Raw genomic sequence first — 17,511 nt, 5'->3', positions numbered from 1 at the left:
GCTTTAGTTTTTCGCGCAAATTACGAGCAGGATAAGACATGGCTTCTCATAACATGTAAAGAAGTAGTTATGTTAAAATTCAACTTATCTAAGATGAATAGGTTTAAAAAGTACAAAGATGGGGGGCGTATTGGCAGCGCCCCTATCCTGCTACTTGAAAGGAGAGGGTTATCGTGATCGAAAAACAATTGGAAGTGAAATTAAAATCCGGTTTGCAAGCGCGTCCTGCAGCCCAATTTGTCCAGGAAGCCACCCGCTTTTCATCGGAAATTTTTCTTGAAAAAGAAGGAAGAAAGGTGAATGCAAAAAGCATTATGGGGCTGATGACCCTTGCCGCAGGCCATGGAGAAACTGTTACGCTGAGCGTGGACGGGAGTGATGAAGAAGAAGCATTTGAACATTTGGCAAACTATATTGAAGGAAAAGAAAAACTTCCGTCCTAATGTAAGCGCATGCGCCGGTCAGCCTGCAGGTTTTTCAAACACAGTACAAGGCCGCCCGCTTGCGGACGGCCTTGTTCAATTTTATTTCAATTCTTTTTTTGTCATAATATGGTCAATCAAACCATATTCTTTTGCTTTTTCCGCGCTCATGAAGTTATCGCGGTCTGTATCCCTTTCGATCACTTCAATCGGCTGGCCGGTATGGTCGGACAAAATTTTGTTTAATTTCGCGCGCGTATACAAAATATGTTTTGCCGCGATTTCAATTTCTGTTGCCTGGCCTTGGGCGCCGCCTAATGGTTGGTGAATCATCACTTCGCTGTTCGGCAGGGCATAACGTTTCCCTTTCGTGCCGGCGGTCAACAGCACGGAGCCCATTGATGCAGCCATCCCGACGCAAATCGTTTGCACGTCCGGTTTGATGATCTGCATGGTGTCATAAATGGCAAGGCCCGCAGTGACACTCCCGCCAGGACTGTTAATATAAAGATAAATATCTTTTTCAGGGTTTTCCGCTTCCAGGAACAAAAGCTGGGAAACAATCGAGTTGGAAACATTGTCGTCAATCGCGCTGCCAAGCATAATAATCCGGTCTTTTAACAGGCGGGAATAAATGTCGTATGCGCGTTCCCCGCGGTTTGTTTGTTCAATTACTGTGGGAATTAAATTCATATTGAGTATCCTCCTTCTTCTCTTCGGAATGGTCCATCATATGCTATATCATGGATGTTAAAGGAATTATTCTCCATCCTTATGTACTGATCATACAATATTGGTCAATGAAGGTCAAAAGAATTGCCTTCACCTGAACTACAATACCCATCATAACCAAATTCCGATAAAATAAAACCAAAAAGGGGCTTGCTTTTTTGTTCATTGTCCTTTATAATCTATTATTGTTGAATCACTTATTGCCCTCGTGGTGCAAAGGATAGCACGTGAGATTCCGGTTCTCAAAATGTGGGTTCGATTCCTGCCGAGGGCGTTTTCTAAAAACTGAACAATTAGCTTAAAATTTTTTAAACCCTTGATACGACTGCATTTGCAGTCGTTTTTCTTTTTCTCTGATACGGAAAAATAAGGCGAAAATTGAATGAATTTTGCACCACAAATCTCATTCATTGCGCCACCTGCGACATTTCCTTCATAGTGCCATATATTCAGGTTTTGAACAGTTTTTGTATAAATCATGGAGGGCTTTATTGGTTACGATAAATTGATAAGAAATATGCAAAAGGAGAATGCCGGACCAAATTTGCAAAATCCACTTGAAAAACGAACGTTTGTCCTTTATAATAAAACTGAAAAATGAGAAAAGGGGTGTTGCCATTGGAACTTGTAATGGAAAAACATGCCGGTTATCACGTGCATGATCGTTTTTTTAAGGAGCTGATCCAAAACTTTTTTCAGGAGTTTATGGAGGCGTTTTTCCCGGATGTGGCAGCGGATCTCGACTACCGCCGGGTGCGGTTTTTGTCGCAGGAACAGTTTACGGACTTTCCAGGCGGTGAGCAAAAACGGGTTGACATCCTTGCCGAAACGAAGGTAAAAGGCAAAGATACCGTGATTCTCATCCATGTAGAGCCGCAGTCGTATTACGAGAAGCCTTTTCCTGAACGCATGTTTCGTTATTACATGATGATCAATCTCCGGCACCGGAAACCGGTATTGCCGATTGCCGTTTTTAGTTACGAGGAGAAAACAGAAACCCCTGATACATACATCTTTGCGTTCCACAACATTGAAATTCTTCGTTTTCACTATTTATCCATTCATCTGATGAAACAAAATTGGAGAAATTATATCCGGAGCAACAACCCAGTTGCCGCAGCATTATTAAGCAAAATGGGGTATACAGAAAAAGAACGGGTGCAGGTCAAACTGGAGTTTCTGCGGATGCTGGCCCGGATGGAGCTTGACCCTGCAAAAATGAGGCTGCTATATGGTTTCTTTGATTATTATTTAAAATTGAACGAAAAAGAGGAGGCGGAAGTAATGGAAAACATTAAAATGCTGGATCCGGACGAAGCGGAGCAAGTATTGAAGCTGCCGAATTCCTATTTTGACCGCGGGTATAAGAAGGGGAAAGAGGAAGGCAGAGAAGAAGGAAGGGAAGAAGGGGAAGAAAGGTTAAGAAGATTTATTGTTAACTTGTTGAAAAATCAAGTGGATGTGAAGGTCATTGCCCAAGCATCCGGCTTGAGTGAAGATGAGATCATGAAAATCAAAAGGCAGATAGAAGGGGAAAAGCCTTGAACCCGAGTTATGACGAAGCAGAGCAAGTATTAAAGCTGCCGAATTCTTACTTTGATCGCGGGTATAAGAAAGGAATTGAAATAGGAGTAGAGAAGGGAAGAGAAGAAGGAAGGGAAGAAGAAAGAAAAGAATTGTTACAAACGATTCCAATTGCCATCAAAATGTTGCTGGCAGGTACGGAGCTTCAATTAATTGTAGAAAAAACCGGCCTGAGCCAGACAGAAGTGGAAAAAATAAAACAGCAACTGGAGACAAAGCAGGACAAGTATTGAAGCTGCCGAATTTTTATTTTGATTTCGCGAATATATGAAATAAAATAAATGCACACCATTGCGAACAGGCTGCTCAGGGCGGTAGCGACCCGCAATGCATTGAAAAAACGGCCGGCCTGAGTCAGCAGGGGTGCCGTTCAAGCGGTCGTTAGCGGGGAATGATGTCTGTTACAATCCGGCAAATCCGGAGAGTGGCAGGCATTTTTTCAGGACTGTGATACCGGCAAACGGTAAATGTACGGCATTGGCCGGCTCGTGAACGGATATGCCGCTTTTTTGGTGCAAGTTTCATTCCTGAAAATTGTTTTCAAAAAGGAATTGATCAGCGACTCGCGAGCGTTGAGGTGTTGCTTTGCGGGAATTTATAGTAAAATAAACTTGCAGCTACATACCGGCAAGTTTTTTAGGCTTGCCACCGTTTCCACCGTTTTGCAAAACTCAATTGTAAGCACATACAGGAGGGGAAGAAAGTGGAGTACCGAATTGAAAAAGACACACTCGGAGAAATGAAAGTGCCGCGGGACAAATATTGGGGGGCACAAACGCAGCGCAGCAAGGAAAACTTCCCGATCGGCGGGGAAAAAATGCCGATGGAAGTGATCCGCGCTTTTGCCCATTTGAAAAAGGCGGCTGCCGTCAGCAACAATCGCCTCGGCAAATTATCGGATGCCAAAATGAAGGCCATTGTCCAGGCTTGTGAAGAAGTGCTGGACGGGAAATTTGATGAACATTTTCCGCTTGTTGTCTGGCAAACAGGCAGCGGCACCCAGTCAAACATGAATGTGAATGAGGTGGTGGCAAGAAGGGCAAACGAAATTCTTTCCGGAGAAAATAGTGCTGAACACGTCCATCCGAACGATGATGTGAATATGTCGCAAAGCTCGAACGATACGTTCCCGACTGCAATGCATATTGCCGCCTACCATGAACTACAGACAAGGCTGTTGCCGCCGCTGGAACAGCTGAAAGAAACGCTGCTTGAAAAAGAAAAAGCATACATGAAAATCATCAAAATCGGGCGCACGCATTTGCAGGATGCAACCCCGCTTACTCTCGGCCAGGAAATCAGCGGCTGGCGTGCCATGCTGGAAAAAAGCGAACGAATGATCAAAGAAAGTGCAAAACATATTTTGAACCTGGCGATCGGCGGCACGGCTGTCGGCACCGGCATTAATGCGGACCCGACTTTCGGTGATAAAGTTGCGGAAGAACTAGAAAGACAGACCGGCTACCCGTTTGTTTCTTCTGATAACAAATTCCATGCACTCACAAGCCATGACGAAATCGTTCATGTCCACGGGGCATTAAAAGGGCTTGCTGCAGATTTAATGAAAATGGCCAATGATGTCAGATGGCTTGCAAGCGGGCCGAGAAGCGGAATCGGTGAGATTACGATCCCGGCCAATGAACCGGGCAGCTCGATTATGCCTGGCAAAGTCAACCCGACCCAGTGCGAAGCGTTGACGATGGTAGCGGTCCAAGTATTCGGGAATGATGCCGCAATCGGGTTTGCCGCGAGCCAGGGCAACTTTGAATTAAATGTATTTAAACCGGTAATTATATACAACTTCCTGCAGTCCGTCCATCTGCTCGGCGATGCGATGAAGTCATTTGATGAAAGATGCGTGCGCGGCATCGAACCGAATGTAGAAACGATCCGGGAAAATGTCAATCGTTCCCTCATGCTGGTGACGGCCTTAAATCCGCATATCGGTTATGAAAAAGCGGCCCAAATTGCGAAACTTGCTTTCAAGGAAGGTACGACGCTGAAAGAAGCCGCCATTAAAACAGGTTATGTAACCGAAGAACAATATGAGGAGTGGATTGTGCCGGAAAAAATGGTCAATTTAAATCACTGATAAAAAGGGAGGCGATTGCCCCCCTTTTTTTCAGCCATTTTATTGGTTTGTTTTATTACGAATGGAAAGTACCACCAAGTTGTTGTTCAGCCATTTGCACAAGGCGTTTTGTAATTTCTCCCCCGACAGATCCGTTCGCGCGGGATGTCGTATCTGCGCCGAGGTTTACGCCGAATTCTTGTGCAATTTCGTATTTCATTTGGTCGAGAGCCTGCTCAGCACCGGAAACTAACAATTGGTTTGAATTGCTGTTGTTTGCCATCTGTGTCATCTCCTCGTTGTAAGTTTTTGGTTGGGTCGGCTGGAATTGCACCAGCAAGCGGGGAATTCCCCGCCACCTTCTTGGTTGAACCCAGCGGAATTTGATCGATGTACTACGTATTATGGAGGAAAAAATTTTAATTATACTGGTTCCTGGATGGTAATCGCTGGTGATTTTTGCAGTGAAAAAATGCCGGCTGCAACCAGCAGCCGGCATTTCTATTCACCCAATCCTTAATTCTGTTTCAGCATCAAAGAAATGGGCTTTGTTCATATCAAGCCCGAGCGTAATTTCGTCACCCGGTTTGACAACCGTCCTGGAATCGATGCGGGAGATAAACTCTTGCCCGTTGATTCTGGAATAAAGCATTGTTTCAGCGCCATGAAGTTCGGAAACATCAATCGTGGCTTTGATGGTAGCGCCCGGCATTGTCTCAATGAAAACAGGTTCATCGTGGATGTCTTCGGGGCGGACGCCGAGGATGACATCTTTCCCGATATGGCTTTTCAAGTGTTTCATTTTTCCTTCCGGCACATCAATCTGAACCGATTCGTTTAAGTGGAATTTGCCGTTATCCAGTTTACCGCGGAAGAAGTTCATCGCTGGTGAGCCGATAAAACCGGCGACGAACAGGTTAGCAGGTGAGTCGTATACTTCACGCGGCGTTCCGACTTGCTGGATGACACCATCTTTCATGACGACAATCCTCGAAGCCATCGTCATTGCTTCCGTCTGGTCATGCGTCACATAAATGGTCGTCGTTTGCAAACGCTGGTGAAGCCGGGCAATTTCGGCCCGCATTTGCACCCGCAATTTTGCGTCCAGATTTGATAAAGGTTCGTCCATGAGGAAGACTTTTGCATCCCGTACAATCGCGCGGCCGAGGGCAACCCGTTGCCTTTGTCCGCCTGATAAAGCTTTTGGTTTCCGTTTTAAATATTCTTCAAGGCCAAGAATTTTTGCGGCTTCCTGTACCCGCTTGTCAATTTCCGCTTTCGGCACTTTGCGGAGTTTCAGCCCGAATGCCATATTGTCGTATACCGTCATATGCGGATAAAGCGCGTAGTTCTGGAATACCATCGCGATATCACGATCTTTCGGCGCGACATCGTTCACCCGTTTGCCATCCATGTATAAATCGCCTTTTGAAATTTCTTCAAGCCCGGCAATCATCCTGAGCGTCGTCGATTTCCCGCAGCCGGAAGGACCGACAAATACAATGAATTCCTTGTCATTAATATGTAGATTAAAATCGGATACAGCGGTTACATTATTGTCGTAAATCTTATAAATATGCTCAAGCGCAAGTTCTGTCATCGTAAAATCCTCCCCCGTTATAAGTTGTCTTTATTATAAAGAAAACCCTTTCATAATGGGAACGTCAGGATGCACAAAAAATGCAGGGCGATTTTCGGCACCCTGCCCACACGATTTTCCCGGTTGACGCAGTGAAATGAGAGAGCCGGGATCCTGGCAATGTAAAAGCAGCTCGTTTTCCATTCTTCTGGTTGCCGCATTCATTACAACATGGGAGCTGATGCCGGCATGCCACTCTTGATACAACCATTTTTTGTAAAATAGGCCTATTCCATCTCAAGGCAGATCACGTAAGACTTATCGGAAGGGTTAGCCGCCAAAGGTTTCGAGACAGGCGAAATACGCAAAGATCGCATCTGTAAAATGTTTTAAATTCAAACCCGTTTTTTCTTCGAATTTTTCAATCCGGTACTGCAAGGAATTGCGGTGGATGAATAATTGTTTTGCCGTCAGGCTGGCATTCGCAAAATTTTCAAGATACCGTTTGATCGTTTGCCCCATTTCCCGGTCTTCTTCAAACAGCCCGTGCAGGGATTGAAAGAGCAGGCCCTTTTCACTTTCAGGCAAATTAGACAGCAAATAAAGGGGAAGCAGGGAATGAACCGTGAACAAAGCGGACGTTTTCCGGCGGCTTTTGGCAAATTCGAAAAGCCGGCGTTCGAATGAGAAGTGGTGCTTTAATGCTGCCATTTCCTGAAATTCGCCTAAATACAGCAAAACAGGGGTGTAGAAATCCCCTTCAAACGCACGGAGGGATGCCGTCAGATCGTCTTTGGTTGCAATTGTTTCACTTTTTTCTTCAATCACAATGCCTTCCAGCTGATTGGTCACAATCACCAAGACATCAGGCACAAACATGTTTTTGATAGCTTCCTGAACGCCGGATACATCCGACCCTGCTTTTGCCAGCGCAAATTGTGTAACGCGATATACGCCGTCATGGACAGGGGCATCGGCATCCGGCAAAAACAGGTAGTCATACCATTTGGATGCTTCGCTCGTCGTGCCGGCAGTATTTTCTTGAAATTTTGGGAATAATGTCTTTAACAGCAGCGTTTCTTCCGGTGTCAATTCGACCGGATCAATCCCGAAATACTTTTTTTCTTCTTCCATCCAAAACCACAACAAAGGTTTCGCCGCAATCGGTTCATTTGCAATGCAAGCATTTGGATACCTCGTTTTTAATCTTTCCAGCATGTTTGGACCCCTCAGTTTTTCATTGGATATAGTCTATTTTACTCAATTTTTTTAAAGGGAGGGAATCATTTTGCCAAAAATCCGGTAACGGCATAAAACAAATCGGCAAGTTTCTGGGTTTTTGCTGTTTCAATTTCAGGTTCATCAAAGGACATTGGTTTCGCATTCAGTTCAAACAAATAAAAGCTGTCTTCATTGCCGGGTGCGATGTCAGCGGTAAATTCCCCGAAAAAGCCGTATGATTCCGCTAAAGCATTGCCGCATGCTGAAATGAGCGGCGCAAGCTTTTTTTCAATCTCCGTTTTTTCCCGGGAAGATAGCACCAGCGTTTCCCCGCCCTTTGCCGTATGGGTTGTCATGCCGCCGGGGCGGGCAACCCGCACGCCGATGCTGGTAACCCGGTAACCTGTTCCGTCGTAATGGACGTGGACACGGTAGTCATATTTCCGACCATCAAGCAATAATGTTGGCACGGTTTCTTGGACAATGTACGTTTCTTTTTCCGCAAGCAGGCCAATCTCCTGCCACACATCCGAAAAGCTGGCGGGCAAGCGGGCGGATTGGGGCGTGTAAAATGTCCATGTCTCACAGGGTCCCTCTACAATGCGGCGGATGCCGTATCCTTGCGAACGGGCGGCGGGCTTGATATAGACATCCTTGTGCGTCAATAAAAAAGCGTGCAAGCTGTCTTCATCAGAAATAAGCGCCGTTTCCGGAAGAAAACCAGCAATCGCCGGGTCCTGCTTCAATTTTTCGTACACATCATATTTATTTAAAAAATGCGGGTTGAAAAAAGGAATCCTTTTTTGCCGGAGAAGCGTGGTGAAGCGGTGGAAATCTTCGCCCGATTCTTCCTCCCGCTTCCGGATCCGGTTATAAACCACGTCCGGAAGCGGGAACATTGCCCTGTGCCATTTTTCTTGTTTTATATCCCAAAACACACCGGTAATATGTGCTGAAATATCGGCAAGGCTGAATAAAAAAGACAGACCGCCCTGTTTTTCCTGCAATGCTTGTTGAATGGCGATAAAAAAATCACGATCTCCGCTGATGGCTTTCTTTGATTTACTGATAAGTATCCCGATAAGGGGGCCGGCCGATGCTCCTTTTAACATCAGGCGGTGAGGCGTTTCCTCACCGGGTTTCGCGGAGAAAGGAATCAGTTCCGCTTCTTTTCCCCAAAAAAGCGGGGACGGGGTAGTGCGCTTAAACATTTTTTCCTTGCGGTCAAACCAGATGACGGTCATGGGAACATTTCCCCTGGTGACTGCACCTGCCGTTCCGTCAAATAAACGGCAAATGATAAGCTCATTTTGCGCGTCAATAAATCGCACGCCTTCATGAACGGATGGTTGAAAATGGAGCGCCCGGGCTTTGAATTGGCTTCAAACAGCCATACTTTTCCGTCCGTACTGATGCCGAGGTCAAACCCGATTTCTCCAATGATTCCTTCGACATGTTCATCGATGGCACGGGAAAGTTTGAGGGCGGCTGTTTCCAGTGCATGCCGGTACATCTCCTGTTGTTCCGGGTTTTCCGTAAGCTCGGGAAGTGTTTTAATTAATCCGCCGCTTCTCACATGCGTTGTCGGGCTTCCCGGGCCGGCCACTTTTGCCGCGATTGCTGTAACGACCCAGTTTCCATCCCCGTCTTTATTGGTATGGACCCGGAAATCAACCGGCCGCCCTCCGTCTGTTACGAGAAAAATGCCCTGCTGGACAAGCAGCCGGTTCCATTGCTTTTTGGAAAAAACACGGTTCATTAAGTTTTCAAGGCTGCTGAATTTTAACAATCGGTTGCCAGTGTCCCGGTACCGGCAATAATACGCACCGGAAGCATGGTGGTAAAGGATTTGATGGACGCCGAGGCCAAGGCTGCCATTCACCGGTTTGATATAGACCATCCCGTAGTCAGACAGCATCCGTTCAATTTGATGAAAAGAGGTGAGCGGGTTTGTTTCCGGCAAATATGGGCGCACATCCGGATCTTGAAACAGCCGCTCGTTAATTTCTAGTTTGTTGAAAAAACCGGGATTGTACCATGGAATGAAATATTCATTTTCCAATTTTTCTTTAATTTTCTGCGCATTTACAAGTTTTTCACTCTTCCGGTTCGGGAGCCGGTCGTAAATGGCATTGGGAAATGGAACTTCCTGTTTTTCCCAGCCCGCTCTCCCGTAAAAGTAGCCGGTGATCACACCCTGTTCCCAATCTATATGCTGTTCGCCGAATAAAAACGGCACAACACCGGCGTCCGGCTGGGCGGAAAGAAGTTTTGCAAACCACGCTGACCTTGCGCCGGCCGGCCGGTTTTCAAAAGGGGTGAAGCCGGCCGTAAAAATGCCGACAAGCGGGCCGAGCATTAGGATATCGCTGTTTTGGAAACAGTGAAGAACCGTTAAAAAGGCGGGCATTCTCAGTTCACCGGCAAGTGCGCTTGAGACGGAAAAAACATTGCGGCCATTTGGATGCGGTTCGATTTTTGCGGCAGCGATCTTAGAGCCGAAAGCCACTTTGTCGGTGTGTTCAAGTATCGGAAGGCTTTGCGGCGTGTACAGGATCGGGTCGGATGCCTCAAAAAACTCGATTTTATATTTTCTAGCCATTTGCAAAACACCTCGTTTCATTTTCAGCTTCGTGCTATACAGTTTCGATATTTGCCCGCGCGCAGCTTCCGGTTTCCTGTAAATGCCGGCAGTAGGCAAGCGGGGCTTCAGCCATTTGCCCGGTTTTTTCCGGATGGAGAAGGCTGACCATTTTCCTGCCCGGTTTCGAATTGATGTCGAGTATCCAGATCGATTGGTCTCCCGCAATGAGCAGATCGATCCCCAGCTCAAACAGCGGTTGAAAAGTTTCTTCCAAAACAGCCGGCAAGGTGCTGATGATGTCAGAGATTTCCTGGCTGATATAGACGTGATTAAAATGCGGCGTTTCGCGTTGCCAGTTCTCGTATGTTGAGAGGCTTGCCCCTGCGCTCAAATTGGTTAGAATGCCGTTTTCCATGCCGGTACGGATGCCCCGCGCCACTTCCTGCCACTCGCCGCGGCTGTCTTTTTGCAAAAAGATGCGGAGATCAAAAGGCCGGTTTTTCCGGTCCATATTGTCAATCCTTGCCTGAATGAGAAAATCATGCTTTCCAAGCAGCTGATTGAGCCAAGCTTGAAATTGATCCAAACGGTCGAAGTTCCGCGATATAAGACTGCCGTTTTTCGTCGTACTCACAAGCAGTCCGCCCGTTCTCTTTTCGAGGGAATATACCGCATAACCATGCGCACCGTTTGCCGGTTTTAAAATAATGGAAAGGTATTTGTTCAGCTCCCGCAAAACCGTTCCCGTGCTGTCCGCCTTTACTGTCTCCGGCAAATACGGAGAGATCTCCGGAATTTCTTTTAGGCGGTCATAAAGCATGGCTTTATTCGGCAGCCCGTATCCGAGAAAGGTAAGGTCTTTCCGTTCTTTCAGCCATGCGACAATTTTTTTGGCATCTTTTGATGGCTGGTCTTCACCGTAAAAGCAGCGGTCATAAAGGAATTCCGGAATTTGGAAAACTTCTTCTTTCCATATGCCGCTTGCAGTGTCAAAATGGAGTCCTTTTGCTTTCTGCGTGCCGGGCAGTAAATCAAGGGGGGAGAATGAATAAAGATCGGTCCCGTATTTTTTTGATTCATGTGCCATTTGGTCAAAATATTCCTGCCGGGAAGCAGGATCCAGCGTTAGAATGCCTAATTTATCCGGCATGTTCCATTCCCCTTTCAGTCCATAGAAATAAACCGTAACGGTAAAGTGCTTTTACGGATGGGCGGATGCCGCCGCGGGATACGCCAAACGCGGCCTTAGACGGCTTAACGTTTGCTTCAATTACCCACGGTTTTCCTTCCCGGTCCACGCCTATATCGATCCCGAATTCCGCAAAATGCCCGTTTCCGGCAGAACAGAGCGTGATGGCGGCGGCTTCCGCCAGCTCGTGCATGAGTTCCAGCGCAAGCCGGCCTTTTTCCTTTCCGAAATGATGGAAGATCAGCGGCGCCGGTTTTGCCGGAAGCCCTCCTTGTGAGAGGTTTGATACAATCGCATCATCTGCCGCTGTTCTTGCGAGGGATGACGCGATCTGCCAATCGTTTTTTGCGCCGGTTCTCCAGACAAGAAACCGGAAATCGGTTTGCCTTCCATCTGCCGAAAGCAATGGAATGCCTTGTTGAAGGATATACGGAAGGTTTCCGGTGAGTTGGTCCATTTTTTTAACGGTGTCTTCCACATTTTCCGCAACTTCCGGCAAACTGTTTTCCTTGTGCGTATTATGGTCAAGGAGGAACCGGCCTTCTTTTTTTTCAATCCGGATGATGCCGCGCCCCTGGCTTCCGTTTTCGGGCTTGACATACAGGACGCTTGATGCCTCAAGTTTTTCCGCAAGGCACGCTGGCCCGTACCGGCAAGTTTCCGGTAAATACGGCCGCAAAAATCGGTTTGCATAAAGGCATTCGTAAACTTCCATTTTTGTTAAATACTTGGCGTTAAAAAAATCGATTCCCTTTTCTTTGTACGCCGCTGTTTTTTTCTCAAACTGACGGCTTTTTTCAGCCAGCCTGGAGTGAATGCGGTTATAGACGATGTCCGGTTCCGGCACTTCCCTTGTTTTCCAACGGTCGTCGGAAAACGTGCAGCCGGTACCGGCACGGGAATCCAAGCCTTCTACAAAAAGGTAGCCGCCTTCTTTTTCGAGCAGGTTGTGCAGTTCTTCGCAAAATGGCCGAATGTTTTCGGAAGGGGCACTTCCAGTGAGTTCTGTTAGGACGGCAATTACCGGGCCAAGTTCAAGCGCTCCCTGCCGGCAGAAGGCTCTCATCCGTGCGGGCGGAACAGGGAGCTTCAGATGTTTGTAACCATCCGCAGAGAGCATCATCACCGTTTTGCCGGATGCATCGGTTTCTACTTTTGCCGTGGCTGTTTTTCCCCCGAACCGGATGGTGAGCTCGCCGTTTGAAATGTGCAAAAAGGAAAGGAGCGCCCGTGGAATTTCCGCCGCCGCGCCTTTCGTTTCATCATCATGCCGGAATGCAATGGTTGATGCCAATCCGTTCCCTCCCTTCCTCCTGAAAACACGGGCACGAACACGGTCCATTTTTGACTTTATTGGGCTTTTGCTGATATCTTATGATTAGCACAGAAAATCGGTTCAAAAAAAATAGCTGATTTTAGAAATACCCGGCCGCAAAAAAGGGTATTTTTTCATTAAGTTTGCGGTTTTCCGCAGCATAGAACCAAAATCAACGGTTGTGTCCGCATAGCGGGCTGGAAACTTCCCGTGCTTCTTTGGAAAAAATTTCACAACGAAAACAATGAGGGATGATTGTGTATGCATGCATTTTTGGAAATTTTGTTTATGACTGTCGTGGGGGCAGTGATCGGCGGATTCACAAATTATCTGGCCATTAAAATGCTGTTTCGGCCGTATGAGGCGATTTATATTAAAAATTGGCGGCTTCCGTTCACGCCCGGGTTGATTCCGAAAAGGCGCGAAGAAATTGCGAAACAGCTCGGCGAAATGGTGGTGCGTCATCTGGTCACCCCGGAAAGCATCGAAAAAAAGCTGTTGTCGCCCGGGTTTCGGAAAGAGACGGCCCGATGGATGACGGATACTTTTTTGAAATGGCTGGAGATGAGTTGGACAGCCCCGCAAATGGCTCGTTTTTTTAAAGTGGATTTGTCGGCGGAGCGTGTGCAAACCGGGATCAAAGCATTCATCCGCACCCGTTACGGGCAGGCAAAACAACATATCGCACCTCAAACGCTTGAAGCACTGCTGCCCGAAGCCGTGATCAAAAAAGCCGAAGAAAAAATCCCTGTTTTGGCGGATTTGATCATTGCAAGGATTAGTGAATACATTTCGAGCCCTGCAGGCCGCACGAAAATTGAAGGGATGATTAGCCATTTTCTCGATGACCGCGGCATGATCGGCGCGATGGTGAAACGTTTTATCGGAAATACTTCGATTGCCGATAAAATTCAGCCTGAGATCATCCGGGCGCTCCAGGAACCTGGAATGAAAGCAACCATGGCGGAAATGCTGGAAAGGGAATGGAACGGCCTGAAAGCAAAACAGGCCGGGGAACTTTTGCCGGATTTGCCGGATGAAGAAATAAGCGGATGGCTGGAGAAAAATGTATTGTCTCTCCTCCCTGTCGAACGTTTTTTGGACACACCCGTCCAGGCATTTGTTGCCCGGTACCGGAATAAAATTGAAGAAGAATGGATCCCTGTATTGGCGGAAAAAGCGCTGCACCTTATTAGCGAAAACGTGCATTTGATCATCCGGAAGCTGCAGGTAGCGGATCTTGTGCGCCAGGAAGTGGAATCTTTTCCGATTGAGCGCCTGGAAAGTCTGATTCTTGGCATTACCGCCCGCGAATTTTCAATGATTACGTATCTTGGCGCGTTACTGGGCGGCCTGATTGGGATCGTTCAGGGGGTGATCGTGCTGCTTGTATAAAGGAAGCAAGCTCCGGCGCATTGTTGGCATAAGGCCGGCCTGATCCTGCTTTTCGTGCAGGAAAGAGAAAACAGGAAACCTATGTATTCCGGCATTTCTGTGACAGGTTTCAGGCGGCCCGGCCGCTGCTTGTGTAACGCGTCAAAACCGTGAAACCATCCGTGACGAATAAAATTTGATAAGTCCTACGGTGTGATGTCAAGGGTTAAAAACAAGTGAATTGGAAATTTTGTTGGCTCTATGTCGTAAAAATGGCAATACTGAACTAAGCCTCCAGATAATTGGAATAATCTGGAAGTTTTCAAGTTCAGGCTATCGATGATGGTTACCTGGTTACCTCATCGCGTCACCTTCTTTTTCGGCGCATAAATTTGATCGTTGCGGAGCAGCGCATCGATCAGGCGCACCAGTTTTCTTGCCGTTAAGACGAGGGCGCGTTTGTGTGAGTGCTTATGCACCTCACGATATTTCTTTTGGTAAAAGGCGCGGTACTCAGGTTCGTGTCGCCGGACCAGATTGGCAGCCTCAACCAGGTAATACCGGAGATAACGATTGCCTGTACGCGCAAGCATTTTGTCATCAGCCTCAAAATCACCCGATTGGTGGCGGGGCCAGAACAATCCAGCAAATTTTGCGATCGCGGCTTGGTCGTCAAAGCGCTCAATGTCGCCGATTTCAGCGAGAATCCCAGCACAGCTCACCGGGCCTATTCCCGGAATGGTCTGGAGGGTATTCGGGATTCCATCAAGAACGCGGGCAATCGCCTTATCCAAATCCTTGATTTGGCGTTTAAGATGCCGGATGATCTCAATAGAACTGCCCAGGACCAAGTCAATCGAATCCTCCACACATTTAGAAAGCCGGTAAGAGGACCGGGCAGCTTTTTGGATGGATGCGGCCAAATCCTCGGGATCGCTAAAGCGGCCATGGCCTTTGGTCTGGAGATACATCGCTAAGTCCTCCAGAGGCATTTGGGCAATTTCATCGAGGCTATAGGCCTCAAGCAAAAATTCCGTTATGGCATGGCCGAAGACCGGTGTATCCACTTCAAGGTTAAAGGCACTGAATTTGAAAAACAGATGATTCAAAAATACCTGTTGTTCCCGGGTTAAACTTTGAATCAGGTGATAGCGCATCCGTGTTAACCGTTGAAGGGCAAGGTATTGTTCTGACTGAATCACGGATTTCGGCAATCTCCCGAAACGCAAGCGGTCCGCAATTACCCAGGCATCTTTGGGATCGGTCTTGTCCATCTCGGCATAAGCCCTTTTGAAATTTCTCACCAGCTTCGGATTCAGGGTAAACACCTTTGTACGACGCTGTTTCAGCTCGGGATCTTCATGGAAAAACATTGCCGGGTGCCAACTATACACAGATGTGGCCTCCATGGCGATCTGGATGGTGTCATCCGCCTCCGCATGTTGGAGGATGGCGTCTCTTAACTCAGAGGCACCGGGAAGATTGTTTGTCACCGTTTGGGTGGCCAACGTTTCCCCCATTCCATCCATCAGGCAGGCATCGAGGTTTTTGGAGCTCACGTCAATACCGACAAATAAGGGCATATGATTTCCTCCTCTCTGTATTGGGATCGATGGAATCGGACGCTTCGGGATATCCCCAGATGGCTTGCCGATCTGTCAGCCTCGCGTATGAGAACTCATCCGGGCCGTGGGCTGCCTGGAACTGCTCATTTCCAGCACGGAGATCCGGAGGAACGGCCTACGGGTTAGACGTTCAAGCAAGAACCTGGGGATGCAGACTTTTCGAGTAGTCAGGCTACAAGGAGGGGAAGCATTGACCCAAACGATCCTAAGACCATTATCCGGGAACATCGCGAAGCGTCCAAGTCCGAACTTGTATTCCGGGCGAGCCCGGAATACAAAATCTTATATTCACTTGTCAATGAGCAGCAGAATGAACTGGAAATTGACATCCACTTTGGATTTAAACTTATTATACGAGGAGGAGTTATATGCCATCCCATTTAAATGAGTACGCGCGTATGCTTGAAAAAGGAATTCGGGAAAGCCATGAATTTGCTGCATTGAAGCAGGCGTACGAAAATGTTCGGTCAAACGGCCAGGCGAGAGCATTGTTTGACCGTTTCAGGCAGCTTCAACTCAATTTGCAAGATAAACAAATGCAGGGGCTTCCGGTTACAGAAGAAGATGAAAAACAGGCGCAGGCTGCCATGCAAGCGGTCCAGTCAAATCCCGCCATTATGCAGTTGATCGGCGCTGAACAGCGGCTAAGCGATCTGCTCAGCGAAATCAACCAGGTGCTGATGAGGCCTGTCGAAGATTTGTACGCCGGAAAATAGAAGAATGGAGCCGGAAAGTTCTATTTCCCCCTTTTTTCTCATACATCTGTAAAAGAAAGCAGGCTGTGTGAGAAATCAGCCCGGCAGCCGGGAGCATCATGAAGAGGGGGAGCATCCATGATCTATAAAATGCTGGCGTTAAATATTGAGGGAACATTGCTGCAGGATAACGGCCGGCTCGGCAAAACAACGAAAGAAGCAATCGAATATGCAGGTGCAAAAGGCATTGCGGTGACGCTCATTACGTCAAAAAATTTCGCTTCGGCCCACCGGATTGCCAAATGGCTGAAGCTGCATTCTTCCTTAATCACGCACCAGGGCGCTTATATTGCCAGTGAACTGGATAAACCGATTTTTGTCAGAAGGATCAGCGAAGAGGCCACCCGTGACCTTGTGCGCTTTTTGGAAGGGTTTCACGCCCAAATCCGCCTTGTTTCCGAGCGGTTTACATTGTCTAACAGAGTGAAGCATCCGAATAAGTTGATGGGAAAAGTCATTTATCAAACGTCCAATCCGTTTTCTTATGCAGAACAATATGTGGACGATTTATCGGCAAAACTGGAACAAACGCCGCTTTCCCCGCCCAAAATCGAAGTGATTTTTTCTGACGGAGAGGACATTCAGGCAGCTAAAAAAGCGATTGCCAATATGTTCCATGAAGTGGATTGTATTTTTTGCGGAAACGGGAAGCTGGATATTGTGCCGGCTGGTATTTCCAAGCTTCGCGGGCTTTTATATGTATGCGACCGGATGAACATCCGTCGTGAGGAAGTGGTCGTAATCGGTTCGGGCCTTGATGATCTCCCGCTTGTCGAGTGGGCTGGGCTCGGCGTTGCGATGGGAAATGCGCATCCCGCTGTCAAAAACGCGTCCGACTGGGTGACCCGTTCCAACAATGAAAACGGGGTGTCTTATATGGTAAAAGAACATTTCCGGAAACAGCAGCCGATCGACTTTTTGAAAAAAATGAAACTGTTGAAATAAGGATGGAAGGGGCTGTTTGCTTTAGGCGGCAGCCTCTTTTTTTTGATGAATTTTTTAAAAAGCCGCCATTTTGTATTGGAAATTGCCGAATATTTCGCTATCCTAGTAATAGGAA

The 17,511-nt window shown here is 47.3% G+C and carries 16 protein-coding genes and 1 tRNA gene; 8 read left to right on the top strand and 9 right to left on the bottom strand.

The annotated features are described in order from the left end of the window. Nucleotides 1–173: 173 nt before the first annotated feature. Complete coding sequence (locus tag ABR335_RS13065) at nt 174–443, top strand: HPr family phosphocarrier protein (RefSeq protein WP_014095819.1); 270 nt, start codon at nt 174–176, stop codon at nt 441–443. Between the two features lie 81 nt (nt 444–524). Here ABR335_RS13065 and clpP read toward each other — a convergent pair whose 3' ends face one another. Then, nucleotides 525–1,115, bottom strand: coding sequence for an ATP-dependent Clp endopeptidase proteolytic subunit ClpP (gene clpP / locus ABR335_RS13060; protein ID WP_013858693.1), 591 nt, complete (start codon nt 1,113–1,115; stop codon nt 525–527). A 241-nt stretch (nt 1,116–1,356) separates the two neighbouring features. On the opposite strand from clpP, the gene ABR335_RS13055 reads away from it, so the two are divergent. From ABR335_RS13055 to fumC, 4 genes are all read left to right on the top strand, one after another. Beyond that, nucleotides 1,357–1,428: transfer RNA gene (locus ABR335_RS13055), tRNA-Arg, on the top strand. A gap of 344 nt (nt 1,429–1,772) precedes the next feature. Then, a complete protein-coding gene (locus ABR335_RS13050) occupies nt 1,773–2,699 on the top strand; it encodes an Rpn family recombination-promoting nuclease/putative transposase (protein ID WP_071451782.1) in 927 nt (308 codons plus the stop codon). Beyond that, nucleotides 2,696–2,971, top strand: a complete 276-nt coding sequence (locus ABR335_RS13045; protein ID WP_014095817.1) for a hypothetical protein — start codon at nt 2,696–2,698, stop codon at nt 2,969–2,971. Before ABR335_RS13050 ends, ABR335_RS13045 begins: the two co-directional genes overlap by 4 nt. Nucleotides 2,972–3,441: 470 nt before the next feature. Then, nucleotides 3,442–4,830: a class II fumarate hydratase gene (gene fumC, locus ABR335_RS13040; protein ID WP_350346234.1), complete on the top strand. Its 1,389-nt coding sequence runs from the start codon at nt 3,442–3,444 to the stop codon at nt 4,828–4,830. A gap of 55 nt (nt 4,831–4,885) precedes the next feature. On the opposite strand, the gene ABR335_RS13035 is transcribed toward fumC, so the two are convergent. From ABR335_RS13035 to ABR335_RS13005, 7 genes are all read right to left on the bottom strand, one after another. Further along, nucleotides 4,886–5,092, bottom strand: coding sequence for an alpha/beta-type small acid-soluble spore protein (locus tag ABR335_RS13035; RefSeq protein WP_014095815.1), 207 nt, complete (start codon nt 5,090–5,092; stop codon nt 4,886–4,888). Between the two features lie 222 nt (nt 5,093–5,314). Next, entirely contained in the window at nt 5,315–6,409 is a 1,095-nt protein-coding gene (locus ABR335_RS13030) for an ABC transporter ATP-binding protein (protein ID WP_014095814.1), read from the bottom strand. A 309-nt stretch (nt 6,410–6,718) separates the two neighbouring features. Further along, nucleotides 6,719–7,606, bottom strand: coding sequence for a helix-turn-helix domain-containing protein (locus tag ABR335_RS13025; RefSeq protein ID WP_014095813.1), 888 nt, complete (start codon nt 7,604–7,606; stop codon nt 6,719–6,721). A 65-nt stretch (nt 7,607–7,671) separates the two neighbouring features. Then, nucleotides 7,672–8,853 carry a YheC/YheD family protein gene (locus ABR335_RS13020; RefSeq protein ID WP_017550236.1) on the bottom strand — a complete coding sequence of 394 codons (1,182 nt, stop codon included), beginning with the start codon at nt 8,851–8,853 and terminating at the stop codon, nt 7,672–7,674. Next, a complete protein-coding gene (locus ABR335_RS13015) occupies nt 8,850–10,211 on the bottom strand; it encodes a YheC/YheD family protein (protein ID WP_014095811.1) in 1,362 nt (453 codons plus the stop codon). The genes ABR335_RS13020 and ABR335_RS13015 overlap by 4 nt, the downstream gene beginning before the upstream one ends. 34 nt (nt 10,212–10,245) lie before the next feature. After that, nucleotides 10,246–11,343, bottom strand: a complete 1,098-nt coding sequence (locus ABR335_RS13010; RefSeq protein WP_014095810.1) for a YheC/YheD family protein — start codon at nt 11,341–11,343, stop codon at nt 10,246–10,248. Beyond that, nucleotides 11,333–12,676 (bottom strand): YheC/YheD family protein, encoded by a 1,344-nt coding sequence (locus ABR335_RS13005; RefSeq protein WP_035182110.1) that lies wholly within the window; start codon nt 12,674–12,676, stop codon nt 11,333–11,335. The genes ABR335_RS13010 and ABR335_RS13005 overlap by 11 nt, the downstream gene beginning before the upstream one ends. A gap of 282 nt (nt 12,677–12,958) precedes the next feature. On the opposite strand from ABR335_RS13005, the gene ABR335_RS13000 reads away from it, so the two are divergent. Next, complete coding sequence (locus ABR335_RS13000; RefSeq protein WP_017550233.1) at nt 12,959–14,092, top strand: DUF445 domain-containing protein; 1,134 nt, start codon at nt 12,959–12,961, stop codon at nt 14,090–14,092. Nucleotides 14,093–14,430: 338 nt separating this feature from the next. On the opposite strand, the gene ABR335_RS12995 is transcribed toward ABR335_RS13000, so the two are convergent. Further along, nucleotides 14,431–15,654 (bottom strand): IS110 family transposase, encoded by a 1,224-nt coding sequence (locus tag ABR335_RS12995; protein WP_350346233.1) that lies wholly within the window; start codon nt 15,652–15,654, stop codon nt 14,431–14,433. 410 nt (nt 15,655–16,064) lie between these two features. Between ABR335_RS12995 and ABR335_RS12990 the strand changes: the two genes are divergently transcribed. Both ABR335_RS12990 and ABR335_RS12985 read left to right on the top strand, forming a co-directional pair. After that, nucleotides 16,065–16,412: a YlbF family regulator gene (locus tag ABR335_RS12990; RefSeq protein ID WP_026684714.1), complete on the top strand. Its 348-nt coding sequence runs from the start codon at nt 16,065–16,067 to the stop codon at nt 16,410–16,412. A 117-nt stretch (nt 16,413–16,529) separates the two neighbouring features. Continuing rightward, entirely contained in the window at nt 16,530–17,396 is an 867-nt protein-coding gene (locus tag ABR335_RS12985; protein WP_026684713.1) for a Cof-type HAD-IIB family hydrolase, read from the top strand. Nucleotides 17,397–17,511: the final 115 nt, after the last annotated feature.

The sequence above is a fragment of the Heyndrickxia faecalis genome (assembly GCF_040267745.1).
GTDB classification, from domain to species: Bacteria; Bacillota; Bacilli; order Bacillales; family Bacillaceae_C; genus Weizmannia; species Weizmannia faecalis.
Note: the sequence above shows the minus strand (reverse complement) of the source record. Positions and strands in the feature narration are given on the sequence as shown.